Origin of the sequence: Mesorhizobium sp. M6A.T.Ce.TU.002.03.1.1 (genome assembly GCF_003997275.1) — a bacterium.
Classification (GTDB): domain Bacteria; phylum Pseudomonadota; class Alphaproteobacteria; order Rhizobiales; family Rhizobiaceae; genus Mesorhizobium; species Mesorhizobium mediterraneum.
Genome location: NZ_RZTI01000010.1, coordinates 1 through 14286 on the forward strand (window position 1 = coordinate 1; position 14286 = coordinate 14286).

Here is a 14286-nt window from a genome sequence, read left to right on the forward strand (position 1 = left end):
GAGCGTTACGGCATGCGACGCCTGCGCTTCTTCAACCTCGCCACCAACCGCACGCAGTGCATACTGGCCGCCTGCGCTTACAATCTGCGCACCATGATTGGCGTCCTCTATCCACCCGATGAGAGGCGGACATGAGGGAGGAGTGCGTCCACAATCCGGCAGGATGGCTGCCTAAACCGACAAAGGCCCCGCAAGGGCCGCGGAAAACCGCTCTGCCGGCCTTCAAAAAGGCCCTCACTGACCACCGAAATCCACTTCGCTCCCCGTGCAAAGCCCTCACAAGGGGAGAAGGGAAGAACCGCGCTACTCCGGCACGTACCTTACCGCACCCTTTGCAGCACTGGTTGCCATCGCGGCATAGGCGCGCAAGGCCATCGTCACCTTGCGCTTGCGCTGTTCCACGGGCTTCCAGGCGGCAGCTCCCTTTGACTCCATCGCCGCGCGGCGGGCGACCAGTTCCGCGTCGTCGACAGCAAGCCGGATGGTACGGTTCGGGATATCGATCTCGATCGTATCGCCCTCCTGCACCAGCCCGATCAGCCCGCCTTCCGCCGCCTCCGGGGACGCATGGCCGATCGACAGGCCGGAGGTGCCGCCGGAGAAGCGGCCATCGGTGACCAGCGCGCAGGCTTTGCCGAGGCCCTTCGACTTGAGATAGCTGGTCGGGTAGAGCATTTCCTGCATGCCAGGGCCGCCACGCGGCCCCTCGTAGCGGATGACGACGACATCGCCGGCCTTGATCTCGTTGGACAGGATCGCTTTGACGCTGGCGTCCTGGCTTTCGAACACTCTGGCCGGGCCGGTGAATTTCAGGATCGATTCATCGACGCCGGCGGTCTTCACGATGCAGCCGTCCAGCGCAAGGTTGCCCTTGAGCACGGCAAGGCCACCGTCCTTGGAAAACGGGTGCTCGGCCGAGCGGATGACACCCTTCTCCCGGTCGAGATCGAGCTCGTCCCAGCGGCGGTCCTGACTGAAGGCGACTTGCGTCGGCACGCCGCCCGGAGCCGCCAGAAAGAAGTCGCGGACGCTTTGACTGGTGGTGCGGGAGATGTCCCAATGGTCGAGCGCTTCACCCAGCGTTCGCGTATGTACAGTCGGCAGGTCGCGATTGATCAGCCCGGCGTTGTCGAGCTGGCCGAGGATCGCCATGATGCCGCCGGCGCGGTGGACGTCTTCCATGTGCACATCGGCCTTGGCGGGGGCAACCTTGCACAGCACCGGCACCTTGCGCGACAGCGCGTCGATGTCGTCCTGGTCGAAGTTGATCTCGCCCTCATGCGCTGCAGCGAGAATGTGCAGCACGGTGTTGGTCGAGCCGCCCATAGCGATGTCGAGCGTCATCGCGTTCTCGAAGGCGCCCTTCGAGGCGATGTTGCGCGGCAGCGCGGTGTCGTCGTCCTGCTCGTAATAGCGCTGGGCGAGATCGACGATCAGATGGCCGGCCTCGACGAACAGGCGCTTGCGGTCGGCATGGGTCGCCAGCGTCGAGCCGTTGCCTGGCAGGGAAAGACCCAGCGCCTCAGTCAGGCAATTCATCGAATTGGCGGTGAACATGCCCGAGCAGGAGCCGCAGGTCGGGCAGGCCGAGCGCTCGATGGTCTTGACGTCCTCGTCGGAGATCTTGTCGTCGGCGGCCGCGACCATGGCATCGACCAGATCCAGCGCCTGCGTCTTGCCGGCAAGCACCACCTTGCCGGCCTCCATCGGCCCGCCGGAGACAAAGACCGTCGGGATGTTGAGACGCAGCGACGCCATCAGCATGCCGGGGGTGATCTTGTCGCAATTGGAGATGCAGACCATGGCGTCGGCGCAGTGTGCGTTGACCATGTACTCGACCGAGTCGGCGATCAGCTCGCGTGACGGCAGCGAATAGAGCATGCCGTCGTGACCCATGGCGATGCCGTCGTCGACGGCGATGGTGTTGAACTCTTTCGCAACGCCGCCAGCCTTCTCGATCTCGCGCGCGACCAGCTGGCCAAGATCCTTGAGGTGGACATGGCCGGGCACGAACTGGGTGAAAGAATTGACCACGGCGATGATCGGCTTGCCGAAATCGGAATCCTTCATGCCGGTGGCGCGCCAAAGGCCACGGGCGCCGGCCATGTTGCGGCCATGGGTTGTGGTGCGGGAGCGATAGGCAGGCATGAATTTTCCTTGGCTGGCTGGCTGCGCTCGATGGGAGCGCGGCGGCGCTGAATTCGGACCGCAGGCGTTATAGACGCCGAAGCCTGGTCTGGCCACAATTTTGCAATGCGCCAGATTTTCCCAAGAAAATTTGATGACACTGTCGGATTGCGCGCCGCCCGGGCGTCCTTGGCAAACGGCAGGGCAAATAACACCAACGCCAAGCCAGGCCGTTTCACCGTGATAGCCAACTGCAACAGCCGAGGAGCAAGCAAATGCAAAAGATCACCCCCTGCCTGTGGTTCGACGACCAGGCCGAGGAGGCCATGAACCACTACATGTCCATCTTCAAGAATTCGAAGGTGCTGAGCGTGATGCGCTGGCCCGAGGGCAGCGGCGATAGTGAGGGCAAGGTTCTGGTGACCTATTTCGAGCTCGACGGCGTTCAGTTCCAGGCGCTCAACGGCGGGCCGCAATTCAAGTTCACCGAGGCAGTCTCGCTCTCCATCGACTGCAAGACGCAGGAGGAGGTCGACTATTTCTGGGACAGACTCATCGAAGGCGGTGGCGAGCCCAGCCAGTGCAGCTGGCTGAAGGACAAATTCGGCGTGTCCTGGCAGGTCGTGCCGGAGCAGTTGCCCAGGCTGCTGCTTGATCCCGACCAGGCCAAGGCCAACCGGGTGATGCAGGCGATGATGCAGATGACCAAGATCGACATCGCCAAGATCGAAGAGGCAGCCAGGGGGTGAGTGAACGCGCGACCTTGCCTTCTCCCCCTGTGGGAGAAGGTGGATCGGCGCGCAGCGCCGAGACGGATGAGGGGTGTTCCAGCGGAGTGAGGCGTCAGCGTTCCCTGGAATACCCCTCATCCGTCGCCTTCTCCCACAAGGGGAGAAGGAAAAGCGGCGCAGCTCAGGCTGCCTTGTCGCGGACCTGGTAATCCTTGACCGCGGCGAAGCGGATCGCCTTCCAGCGTTCGGCCTCGTAGTTGAGCGAAAAGGCGTGCTGGGCCAGGAACACCGGGTCGTTGTCGAGGTCGCGGGCGATGTCGCCGCGATGCGCCTCGATGAAGCGATGCACCTCGGCCTTGTCGTCAGCCGATATCCAACGGCAGACGGAAAAGCGCGACATCTCGAAATCGACGGGCAGCGTGTATTCGAAGTTCAGCCGCTCCTTCAGCACGTCGAGCTGCAGCGCACCGACGACGCCGACGATTGCCGGTGAACCGTCCTCCGGCGAGAACAGTTGCACGACGCCTTCCTCGGCCATCTGGTGTAGCGCTTCCTTGAGCTTCTTGGCCTTCATCGCGTCGCCGAGGCGGACGCGGCGCAGGATTTCCGGCGCGAAATTCGGCACACCGCGGAACAGTATCTCCTCGCCCTCGGTCAGCGTATCGCCGATGCGCAGCGTGCCGTGATTGGGGATGCCGACGACGTCGCCGGCAAAAGCCTCGTCAGCAGTGACGCGGGTGCGGGCGAAGAAGAATTGCGGCGCCGACAGGCTCATCGGTTTTCCTGTGCGCACCAGCTTGGCCTTCATGCCGCGCTCGAGCTTGCCCGAGCAGACACGGACGAAGGCGATGCGGTCGCGATGGTTAGGGTCCATGTTGGCCTGGATCTTGAAGACGAACGAGGTCATCTTGTCCTCGGTCGCCTCGACCTTACGCGTGTCGGCCTCCTGCGCGCGCGGCGGCGGCCCGTAGGCGCCAAGCGCTTCGATCAGGTCGCGCACGCCGTAATTACGCAGCGCCGAGCCGAAATAGACCGGCGTCAGATGACCCTCGCGGAAGGAGTCGACGTCGAGCGGACGGCAGGCTTCGCGCGCCAGCTCCAGCTCCTCGATGAAGGCTTCGCGCTCGTTCTCCGGCAACAGGCCGGCGACGCGGTTGGAATCGGGACCGTTGACCGGCGTGCGCTCCTTCTCGGCATCGCCCTTGCGCACGGCGTTCAGCGCCAGATGATAGGTGCCGGAAAAGGTCTTGCCGCGGCCGATCGGCCAGGTGATCGGTGCGGTGTCCAGCGCCAGCTTCTGCTCGATCTCGTCGAGTATCTCGAACGGGTCGCGGCTTTCGCGGTCCATCTTGTTGACGAATGTGATGATCGGGATGTCGCGCAGCCGGCACACCTCGAACAATTTTAGCGTGCGCGGCTCGATGCCCTTGGCGGCGTCGATGACCATGACCGCCGCGTCGACAGCCGACAGCGTGCGATAGGTGTCGTCGGCGAAATCCTCGTGGCCGGGCGTGTCGAGCAGGTTGAAGACGTTGTCCTCATACTCGAAGGTCATCACAGAGGTGACGACTGAAATGCCGCGCTCGCGCTCGATCTTCATCCAGTCCGACCGGGTCTGGATGCGATCCTTCTTGGCCTTGACCTCGCCGGCAAGCTGGATGGCGCCGCCGAATAAAAGCAGCTTTTCGGTCAGCGTCGTCTTGCCGGCGTCCGGATGCGCGATGATCGCGAAAGTACGGCGGCGCGCCACCGCGTTCGTGATGTCTTCAGCCAATTTGTGGAATCCCATGTGGTGCGCGGGCTTTTAGCAGCGCTTTTGTAGCCTGTCGAATATTTTTGGGCGGATGGCTCTCACCCGGTCTTGAGATAGGGTTGCCGCAACGACATCAGAAGACCCGATTCGACAAAGGACCATCCATGAGCGCAGCCAAGCAAGTCATCGTTGTCGGCGCCGGCATTATCGGCGCGTCCATCGCCTGGCATCTGGCGAAGGCCGGCGCGAAGGTGACGGTCGTTGCCGACAGCGGCGTCGGCGGCGTCGCCACGCCGAATTCCTTTGCCTGGATCAATGCCAGTTGGGGCAATCCAGAGCCGTGTTTCCGGCTGCGCATTCGGTCGATGGCCGAATGGACGCGGCTGGCGCAGGACCTGCCCGGCATTCCGCTCGCCTGGTGCGGAGGCCTGTGCTGGGATCTGCCGCCAGCCGAGTTGGAAGCCTATGCCGCCGAGCACTCCGGCTGGGGTTACGGCATCGAGCGCGTCGATCGCGCGGAAGCCGCACGCATCGAGCCCAATCTTGCCGAGCTTCCCGATTTCGCCCTGCATGTGCCCGGGGAAGGCGTCGCCGAACCGGTCGCCGCCACGCAGGTGCTGCTGGCCAACGCCGAGCTGCGTGGCGCGCGGGTGATGACCGGCATGACCGTCACTGCGCTGATACAGACCAATGGCACGATTACCGGCGTCGATACATCCACCGGACCGATTGCCGCCGACGAGGTGGTGATCGCGGCGGGCGCCGGCTCTCCGGCAATCGCCGCGACGACCGGGTTAAAACTGCCGATCGAGACGCCGCCCGGCCTGATCGTCCACTCACGCCCCTACGAAAAGCTGCTCAACGGGCTGGTGATCGGCGACCGGCTGCACATGCGCCAGACGGCGGAAGGCCGCATCATCGCCGGCTCGGATTTCGGCGGCGCCGATCCGGGCATGGATGCCGAAGCCACCGCTCGCGACCTGTTTGCGGCGATGAAGAGCATGCTGCGCGGCGCTGGCGGGCTGGAACTGGATTTCCACACGGTCGGATACCGGCCGACGCCGATCGACGGCTTTCCGATCATCGGGCGGGCTCAAGGCATCAGCGGACTCTACGTCGCGGCCATGCATTCCGGTATCACACTGGCGCCTGCCGTCGGCCTGTTCGCCGCCCGGGAAATCCTCGACGGCGCGCGCGATCCGCTGCTTGAGCCTTATGGGCTGACGCGGTTTGCTCAATAGCCGGGCGGACGGCGAAAACCGCCGCTCAGCGGCGCTATTGCCCTGGCGATGCCGAGCAGCCGCGATTCGGACCAGCGTCTGCCGACCAGCTGCAGACCAATGGGCAGGCCGTCACGGTCCTGCGTGTACGGCAGCGAAAGTGCGGGGTGGCCGCTATAGTTGAACACCGCGCCATAGGCCGGCAGCATCCAGTAGCTCTGCTCCTTGTCATCGACCTTGATCGGTGTTCCCGGCTCGCAATGCGGAAAGGCCGTGGTCATAGCAACGGGGCACAGCAAGACATCCCATTCTTGGAAAAACCGTTCCCAGGCAAGGATTGACCGATCGCGGCGGCCGAGCGCCTCGAACCAACGCGAGACCGGCGTCGGTTCTTCTGGCGGCTCCGGCTGCGTTGCCTCCAGCATCATGCCGATCAGCGCGCCGCCCTCAGCCAGGTCGTCGTGCCAGTCGAGCTTCGGTAGTCTTGCTTGCTCGACAGACGCGCCCGCAGACTGAAGCTCCCTTGCCAGGTTCTCGACAGCGGCCCTGATTTCGCCGGTCACCGGAAAGCCCGGAAAGGTCGGCGCGAAAACGATGCGCAGGGTCTTGAGGTCAAGCTCCGGCATACTCTCGACAGGTACCGGCGCAAGGTCGGCGTCGCGGCCGTCCGGCCCTGCAATGATCCCCAAGATCAGCGCCAGATCTTCGACGTTGCGGGCCAGCGGACCGATGCAGGACATCAGTCGCACGCCGCGCGGTACGCCACCGGGATCGGGAAAGGCGCCGGCTAAGGAGACGCGATGCTCTGTCGGCTTGAGGCCGTAGACGCCGCAGAAGGCGGCAGGCAGGCGGATCGAATCCTGCATATCGGTGCCGAGCTCGAACGGCGTCATCCCGGCGCAGAGCGCTGCGGCAGCGCCACCGCTGGAACCGCCGGCGGTGCGCGAGAGATTCCAGGGATTATTGGTGCGACCGAACAGCGGATTGTTCGACTGCCAGTCGCCCAGCATCGTGGCGACATTGGTCTTGCCGACCAGCACGCCGCCGGCCGCCTTCAGCCTGGCAACGATCGGGCTATCCTCCCGTGCGACATAGTCGGCAAACGGCGGGAAGCCGACTGTGGTCTTCATCCCCGATGTTTCGTGCGTGTCCTTCAGCGTGAACGGCACGCCATGCAGCGGCCCAAGAGCGTCGCCGCGCGCCTGGGCTTCGTCGGCCTTCTCGGCGCGTTGCCGCGCTCCTTCCCTGTCGAGCGTGACGACTGCGTTGACTGCCTCATTGTGCCTGTCGATCTGCGCCAGATGCGCGTCCAGCACCTCCACTGCGGAAATCCTGCGGTCGCGAATGGCGGCCGCCAGCTCGGTGGTAGAGGAAAAGACGAGGTCCATGACCAATGCTCCCGGCTAGCTGGCAGCGCTCGTCTCACCAAATGGCAGACTGCAGCGCGGCTTCAAGCCAAGTTCAGCATTCCAGGCCCGGCGGCGCTTGATCGGGATTGCGCAGAGTTAGCCGACCAGCGCCAGCTTCACCGCGACCCGAGAAGGGGCGAATGCCGATGCCGACGAAGACCGCTTCGTCTAGATAGGCCGCCGGCCCTCACTTCGCCTCTAACGTCCCCTGTTGTGCGTCCGCTCGTAAAGTTCGCGGATGATCCGGCTTGCCGTGGAATCGAACAAGAACGGCAAGAAAGCGTGAATGAGCGCGGCGAATGCCGCCATGAACAACCGTGACGAGAACCACGCGGCGAAAGCCATGTGGCCGAAGTAGGTTTCGCCCACCGAAGCCGGATGAGAAGTGAAAAGTCTTGCGAGCCGTACGGTCATGCTGGTCCCCTTCTCAGCGCGTGAAGTTCAGATCTTGAGCATTTTGCCATGTCTCGCCGGTTCATCGATCCCAAATCATCCTTGTGTTTGGCACATTATTGGGACAAACATCCCACATGCCGCTGGAAATCGATGAAATCGACCGAAGATTGCTGGCCGAGCTGCAACGTGACGGCACGCTATCGGTCGATCAATTGTCGGAAAGGGTGTCGCTGTCGCGCAACGCCTGCTGGCGCCGGGTCAAGCGGCTGGAAGAAGACGGCGTCATCACCGGCCGGGTGGCGCTGGTCGATGCAGACAAGCTTGGGCTTGGCCTCTCGGTGTTCATCCTGGTCCGGACCTCCAATCACGATCCGGACTGGCTGCAAAAATTCCGGGCCGCAGTGACCGGTTTTCCCGAGATCACCGGCGTCTACCGCATGTCCGGCGACCTCGATTATGTGTTGCGCGCCCGCGTCGCCGACGTGAAGGCTTATGACCGGCTCTATCAACGGCTGATCGCGAAGGTGGCGTTGTCGGACGTGTCGGCCTCCTTCGTCATGGAGGAGATCAAGGAGACAACGGTCATTCCCATGGAACTGCGCTGAGGCGGAACTGCGCTGAAAGAAAGCCGTTGATAGCATAGCCGCCGAGTTGACCGAATCGGCTTTGGTAGCGATAGGATCAGCCTTATGCGCGCAGCCCTCTACACTTCCTCCGTCATCGGTCCGGCCGTCGGCTTCGTCAGGCTGCCGCATGGCGAAGGCCTGCCGCTTCCTGCCTATGAAAGCGCGGGCGCCGCCGGCATGGATCTGCGCGCCGCGGTGCCGGACGATCGGCCGCTGCTGATCCTGCCGGGAAAACGCGCGCTGGTGCCAACCGGGCTGATCCTGGAGATTCCGGAAGGCGTGGAAGGCCAGGTCCGGCCGCGCTCGGGCCTCGCCTTCAAGCATGGGCTCACCTGCCTCAACACACCGGGCACTATCGACAGCGACTATCGCGGCGAGGTCAAGGTGCTGCTGATCAACCTCGGCGACGAGGATTTCGCGGTGACGCGCGGCATGCGGATCGCCCAGATCGTCTTTGCGTCTGTGATGCAGGCGACGGTCGAGGAGCGCACATTGGCCGGCGGCACGGCGCGCGGCTCCGGCGGCTTCGGATCGACCGGCACGGCCTGATGAGCATCGTGAAATGAGAATGCCCAAACTCGTCATCTTCGATTGCGACGGGGTTCTGGTCGACACCGAGAACCTGGCCAATCGACGCCTCGCCGAATGGCTCAGCATCGCCGGTTATCCAGCAAGCTTCGAATATTGCCGCAAGAATTTCTCCGGTCGCTCGATGGTCTCGGTGCAAAAGGAAGTCGAGGCGACCGGCATCAGCCTCGGCGCCGATTTCGTCGAACGCTGGAACGCCGGCCTGCCGGACCTGTTCGCGCATGGTGTCGAAGCCGTCCCCTATGTCCGGGAGTTCATCGAAACCGTACACGCGGCCGGCATCGCAACGTGCGTCGCTTCATCAGCGCGGGTGTCGAAAATGCACATCACGCTCGGCCAGACAGGTCTGCTGCCGCTGTTCGAGCATGCGCTGTTCAGCTCGACCATGGTCGAGCGCGGCAAGCCGTTCCCCGACCTGTTCCTGCATGCGGCAAGCACGATGGGCTTCGCGCCCGCCGACTGCATTGTCATCGAGGACAGTGTCGCCGGGACATTAGCCGGGATTGCCGCCGGCATGCGCGTTTACTCCTACCACGCCGACCCGCATTCCGACCGCGACGGTCTGACTGAGGCCGGCGGCATCCTGTTCGACGACATGCGCGAACTGGCCGGGCTGGTGCCGATCCACTGATCTGATATCCAGGCTTCTTATCCGGCTGTACGCCTCAATTGTCCGTGCTAGCATTGCGAATGCTCGACAGTGGGAGGCGCCAGCGCATGAATTCCATCCTGCTTCGCTTCATCCTTGCCTGTTTGCTGCTGCCGTGTCTGTGGACTGCGGCCGGTGCGCAAGGCGTCAGCTTCCCGGACCTCGGCAGCGCCGTCCCCGGCCACAAGGACACGACCTATCTCGACCTCGCCAGGATGGTCATTCCCGATCTAGCGGGGGACAAGGATGGCTTCTACCGAGGTTCCATGCCGGTCAAGATGCGCCATATCGAGGGTCGGGATAGCGGTGGCTCGCCGCCCGAAACCTCGGGCCTTTCCAACGCCGCCGCGCTCGACATCAAGGCCGGCGGCAAGGATCGGCTGGCCTTGCTGCTCGACCTCGGCAGCTCGTCGGACAGCGCCGAGGGGTTCGCAGTGCTGGCGCTTTACGATCTTGCCGGCAAGCCGAGACTGCTCGACATTGTCAATGTCGCCATCGACCGGAGCACCTCTTTCCGCGAGCCGGGCAAGCTGCCGATCGGGTCCAGCGATGACGCCATCATCACCCTGAGCACGCATTTCAATTCGAGCCAGGGCTATGTGAGCACGCCGCTGATCCTGGTCCGCGACGACAGGTTCGAACTGATCGACATGATCTACACGTTCAACGAGAACCTCTGCGCCTATAGGCGCACGCAGGAGTTGGCCTTTCAGACCGTTGCGGACGGCCAGCCCTATGCGACCATCAAGGCCACGGTGACCGATGCCACGGTGCCGAATGGTGAAAGCTGCGACGATCCGGCGCCCAAGGCTTCCTCGCGCGATATTTCCGTCACCTACCATTGGGACAGGGCCGCATACGTCAAGGATTCCGACGCGCTCGACAAATTGGCAGCAGAGAACGCCAATCGCTTCTAAACCAATCGCATTCGTTTGCCCGCCGCAAATCGGCGCGATAGAATCCGGCCTCACACCCCGCAGATGAAGGAATGCATCGATGGACAAGGGCAAAATCTTTCGCGACCTGCATAGCTCGATCTTCGTCATGCCCAACCCGTGGGACATCGGCACGACGAAACTGCTGGCCTCCTTCGGTTTCAAGGCGCTGGCGACGACCAGCGCCGGCTTTGCCTTTTCGCGCGGCCTGCCCGACGGCGCCGTGACCTTCGAGGCGATGATCCACCACTGCCGCGAGGTGACGGCGGCGACCGGCCTGCCGGTTTCGGCCGATCTCGAGAAGGGCAAGGGCGACAGCGCGACAAGTGCCGCGGAAACCGTCTTCGCGGCCGAGGCCGCGGGCCTCGCCGGCTGCTCGATCGAGGATCACACCGGCGAACCCGACAAGCCGATCTACGATTTTTCGCATGCAGTCGAGCGCGTCGCCGCTGCAGCGGAGGCGGCACGGGCGCTGAAGCACGATTTCGTCTTCACTGCACGAGCCGAGAATTTTCTGTGGGGCAAGCCCGACATAGACGACACGATCAGGCGGCTGCAGGCCTTCGAGAAAGCCGGCGCCGACGTGCTCTACGCGCCGGGCCTTGGCGACATCAAGACGGTGCAAACCGTCTGCTCGGCGCTGACCAAGCCGGTCAACGTCATGGTGAGACCCGGCTTCACCATTGCCGATCTTGCCCTGGCGGGGGTCAAGCGCATTTCGCTCGGGCCGTGGCTGACCAATTTCGCCTTCGGCATGCTGGAAACGGCGGCGCGCGAGATCCAGCAGGACGGCACCTTCGGCTTCACCCGCGCCGCTATGCCGTTCGGCAAGCTGCAGGCGTTGTTTGCCGAACCCAACGCATGACGCTCACCGTCGTCGACATGCACACCGGCGGCGAGCCGCTGCGGATCGTCACCGGCGGTTATCCGCAGATTCCGAAAGGAACGATCCTGGAAAAGCGCACCTATGTGCGCGATCACCTTGATCATCTCCGGAAAATCCTGATGTTCGAGCCGCGCGGCCATTACGACATGTATGGCGCGCTGCTGGTGGAACCCGACCTGCCCGGCGCCGACCTCGCCGTGCTGTTCATGCACAATGAAGGCTATTCGACGATGTGCGGCCACGCCATCGTCGCGCTCGGTCGTTATGCCGTCGACGAGGGGCTGGTGGCGCGGCGGGAGCCGGTGACGACGGTTAAAATCGAAGCACCGTGCGGGCTGGTCGTTGCCTCGGTCGAGGTGCAAGACGGCAAGGCCGGTGCGGTGTCGTTCGAAAGCGTGCCGGCCTTTTTGTTCGCCCGCGACCAGGAGATCGAATTGCCGGGCTTTGGCACGGTCGGCTTCGACATCGCCTATGGCGGCGCCTTCTATGCGCTCGCCGATTGCCGCCAGTTCGGGCTGGAGTTCGGCAAGAACCGCGTGCGCGATTTCGTCGATGCGGCGACAGCACTAACGGGGAAACTGAAGGCCGAGTTCCCGCTGTCGCACCCCGACCATGCCGACCTCGCCTTTCTCTACGGCACCATCCTGACCGACGGACAGGACGTATTTTCCGATACCCCGACCAAAAACATCTGCGTCTTTGCCGAGGCCGAGGTCGACCGTTCGCCAACCGGCTCGGGCGTCACCGCGCGGCTGGCGGCAATGCATGCCAAGGGCGAAATCGCCGGCCAGACGCGGCTGTTCGAGAGTATTGCAGGCTCGCGCTTTTCGGGCAGCGTGGCGAGGACCGCGAAAGCCGGGCCGCATGACGCCATCGTCGCCCGCGTTGGCGGCCGCGCCTACTACTCCGGCCGGGCCGAATTCATCGTCGAGTCCGACGACGAGTTGGGGCGCGGCTTTCTTTTACGCTAGCGCCGGGGTGTGCTGAGATTCAGGTCAGGCCGCGCTGAGAATGGTGGGCTCCGAGAACCGGAACGCAGCGTACTTTTGGGTACGTGAGTACCGGAAGCGCAGGAAACCGCCATTCGCAAGCCGGCATCACCTGAATATCAGCGCACCCTAAGCCGCTTCCCGCGCTGAGACCGCCTTGTGCAAATGCACCATCATGGCGGCGGCAAACAGCGGCGTCAGAAGGTTGAGCAGCGGCACGGCAAGAAAAGCAGCAATGAGCAGCCCGGCGAGAAACACCGTGCCGGCATGTTTTTTTCGCAACGCCCGTGCCTCGGCCTCCGGGCGAAAGCGCATGGCGGCGAATTCGAAGAACTCGCGCCCGAGCAGATAGCCGTTGACGATGAAGAAAGCGGCGATGTTGATGCCCGGGACCAGCAGAAGCAGCAGGGCCGCGATGTTGCCGAGGATGACGACGCCGAAGAATTTTAGCGCCAGAACCAGCGAGCGCAGTGCCGGCATGGCGCGGCCGGGCGGTTCATCGGGATAATCGCTGCGCTCGACCACCTCGGCGACGTCGTCGAGGAACAGGCCGGCGATGATCGCCGTCACCGGGGCGATGAGCAGCGCCAGACCCAGCGCGAGACCGATCCCGGCGACGATGACGCCCAGCCATCCGGCCCAGGACGGCAGACTAGGCAGCCATGCGTCGATCCATGGCCAGGCCAGCCATTCGAACAGGCCCTCGATGGCGAACCACAGCGCGGCGAGCGCCAACAAGGTCAGGCCGAGCGTCTTCACGAACACCGAGCGGAATTCGGGCGAGAACAGCTGGCTGGCGGCGGCGCGGGCGGCGCTAGGGATCACGGCGTTTCCAATTCCATGCTGAACAGGCCCATATCAAACGGGCCCATGGCGAACAGGACATCTGCGAGATAGGCGGAGACACGACAAGTCACAAGCGCAACTTTCCTACTGCGCAAGCCTCGCCTGGCGGGCGGGAATGGTCATCGCCGCCACGCCGGCGACGACGAAGGCCATGCCCCACCACGCCGCCGGGCCAAGGCTTTCGCCGAGGAACACGGCCCCAATACCAACGCCGATCGGCACGCGCAGATAGGCTTGCGAGGTGGTGCCGACGGAGCCCAGCGTATGGATGAGGCGGAAATAGATACAGAAGGCCAGCGCGGTTGAAAAAACCGAAAGTCCAAGCAGAGCAAGGATCGAGGCCGCTGACGGCGCTAGCGTCCAGGGCCGCTCGAACACAAGGCTGAGGGGCACGAGTATCGCCGCGCCGCAGAGCATCGAACCGGCGGCCGGAATCATCGGATCGAGGCCCTTGAAGCCGCGGCCGAAAATGGCCGCGCCGGCATAGCAGACCGTCGCGGCGACGACGGCAAGCTGCGCCCACAATTGGTGACCGAGACCGCCAAGCGCCTGGGTGCCGACGATGAGGCATATTCCTGACATGCCGGCGCCGACGCCGAACAGTTTGCGCATGGTCACCGGTTCGTGCCGCGTGATGAGCGCGGTCAGCAAGAAGGTGAAGATCGGCGATGTCGCATTCAGGATCGTGGCCAGGCCGGCGTCCAGAGTGCGCTCGGCCGAGGCGATCAGCGTGAACGGCACAACGCTGTTGAGGCATGCCTGGAACGCGAACCGACGCCAGCTGGCGGCATCGCGCGGCAGGGCCAGGCCACGCCAGCGGATGAGGGCAAGAAGAATTCCACCCGCAATCAAGGTTCGGGCGGCGATCAGCGTTACCGGCGGGATCGTCTCGACGCCGATCTTGATGAAGGTGTAGGAAGCGCCCCACAGCACTGCCAGCGCAACGAGGAGCGCCAGCTCGGTCTTCATGTCGGTATTTGTGGGCATGGCGGTTCGCACCTTTGGGGGACATTGATCGACTACGTCATCTTTGTAAGCAAGGCACGGAAGAAATGCTTCGATCCTTATCCAACCGTGATTGTTGGCTAGGCAAAGCCGCATCAAATCGCTAGACCCGCCCCCGGCCGGCGT

At 63.7% G+C, this 14286-nt stretch carries 14 protein-coding genes; 8 read left to right on the forward strand and 6 right to left on the reverse strand.

Annotated features, from left to right (window positions below; translation table 11 throughout):
- Nucleotides 1–303: 303 nt before the first annotated feature.
- The gene (gene ilvD, locus EOC93_RS05070; protein WP_126103848.1) at nucleotides 304–2148 is read right to left on the reverse strand and encodes a dihydroxy-acid dehydratase; all 1845 of its coding nucleotides are present in this window, start codon (nucleotides 2146–2148) and stop codon (nucleotides 304–306) included.
- Nucleotides 2149–2402: 254 nt separating this feature from the next.
- On the opposite strand from ilvD, the gene EOC93_RS05075 reads away from it, so the two are divergent.
- On the forward strand, nucleotides 2403–2876 hold the full coding sequence (locus tag EOC93_RS05075; RefSeq protein ID WP_126103849.1) for a VOC family protein: 474 nt from the start codon (nucleotides 2403–2405) through the stop codon (nucleotides 2874–2876).
- A gap of 163 nt (nucleotides 2877–3039) precedes the next feature.
- Here the strand turns inward: EOC93_RS05075 and EOC93_RS05080 are convergent, their stop codons facing one another.
- On the reverse strand, nucleotides 3040–4632 hold the full coding sequence (locus EOC93_RS05080; protein ID WP_164547048.1) for a peptide chain release factor 3: 1593 nt from the start codon (nucleotides 4630–4632) through the stop codon (nucleotides 3040–3042).
- 143 nt (nucleotides 4633–4775) lie between these two features.
- Here EOC93_RS05080 and EOC93_RS05085 point away from each other — a divergent pair, with 143 nt between their 5' ends.
- Entirely contained in the window at nucleotides 4776–5852 is a 1077-nt protein-coding gene (locus EOC93_RS05085; RefSeq protein WP_127204034.1) for an FAD-binding oxidoreductase, read from the forward strand.
- On the opposite strand, the gene EOC93_RS05090 is transcribed toward EOC93_RS05085, so the two are convergent.
- Both EOC93_RS05090 and EOC93_RS05095 read right to left on the reverse strand, forming a co-directional pair.
- Complete coding sequence (locus tag EOC93_RS05090) at nucleotides 5846–7219, reverse strand: amidase (protein ID WP_127204035.1); 1374 nt, start codon at nucleotides 7217–7219, stop codon at nucleotides 5846–5848. The genes EOC93_RS05085 and EOC93_RS05090 overlap by 7 nt on opposite strands.
- 219 nt (nucleotides 7220–7438) lie before the next feature.
- Entirely contained in the window at nucleotides 7439–7654 is a 216-nt protein-coding gene (locus tag EOC93_RS05095; RefSeq protein ID WP_127204036.1) for a DUF6356 family protein, read from the reverse strand.
- A gap of 116 nt (nucleotides 7655–7770) precedes the next feature.
- Here EOC93_RS05095 and EOC93_RS05100 point away from each other — a divergent pair, with 116 nt between their 5' ends.
- The 6 genes from EOC93_RS05100 to EOC93_RS05125 all read left to right on the forward strand — a co-directional run bounded on the left by EOC93_RS05100 (nucleotide 7771) and on the right by EOC93_RS05125 (nucleotide 12291).
- A complete protein-coding gene (locus EOC93_RS05100; protein WP_127204037.1) occupies nucleotides 7771–8241 on the forward strand; it encodes an Lrp/AsnC family transcriptional regulator in 471 nt (156 codons plus the stop codon).
- A gap of 84 nt (nucleotides 8242–8325) precedes the next feature.
- Nucleotides 8326–8811, forward strand: coding sequence for a dUTP diphosphatase (gene dut / locus EOC93_RS05105; protein WP_127204038.1), 486 nt, complete (start codon nucleotides 8326–8328; stop codon nucleotides 8809–8811).
- Between the two features lie 13 nt (nucleotides 8812–8824).
- On the forward strand, nucleotides 8825–9481 hold the full coding sequence (locus EOC93_RS05110; RefSeq protein WP_127204039.1) for an HAD family phosphatase: 657 nt from the start codon (nucleotides 8825–8827) through the stop codon (nucleotides 9479–9481).
- An 86-nt stretch (nucleotides 9482–9567) separates the two neighbouring features.
- Nucleotides 9568–10416, forward strand: coding sequence for a hypothetical protein (locus tag EOC93_RS05115; protein WP_127204040.1), 849 nt, complete (start codon nucleotides 9568–9570; stop codon nucleotides 10414–10416).
- 79 nt (nucleotides 10417–10495) lie between these two features.
- Complete coding sequence (locus EOC93_RS05120; protein ID WP_127204041.1) at nucleotides 10496–11299, forward strand: oxaloacetate decarboxylase; 804 nt, start codon at nucleotides 10496–10498, stop codon at nucleotides 11297–11299.
- Nucleotides 11296–12291, forward strand: a complete 996-nt coding sequence (locus EOC93_RS05125; protein WP_127204042.1) for a proline racemase family protein — start codon at nucleotides 11296–11298, stop codon at nucleotides 12289–12291. Before EOC93_RS05120 ends, EOC93_RS05125 begins: the two co-directional genes overlap by 4 nt.
- A 147-nt stretch (nucleotides 12292–12438) precedes the next feature.
- Here the strand turns inward: EOC93_RS05125 and EOC93_RS05130 are convergent, their stop codons facing one another.
- The gene (locus EOC93_RS05130) at nucleotides 12439–13134 is read right to left on the reverse strand and encodes a sulfate transporter family protein (protein WP_127204043.1); all 696 of its coding nucleotides are present in this window, start codon (nucleotides 13132–13134) and stop codon (nucleotides 12439–12441) included.
- Between the two features lie 105 nt (nucleotides 13135–13239).
- Complete coding sequence (locus tag EOC93_RS05135; protein ID WP_127204044.1) at nucleotides 13240–14142, reverse strand: EamA family transporter; 903 nt, start codon at nucleotides 14140–14142, stop codon at nucleotides 13240–13242.
- Nucleotides 14143–14286 lie beyond the last annotated feature (144 nt).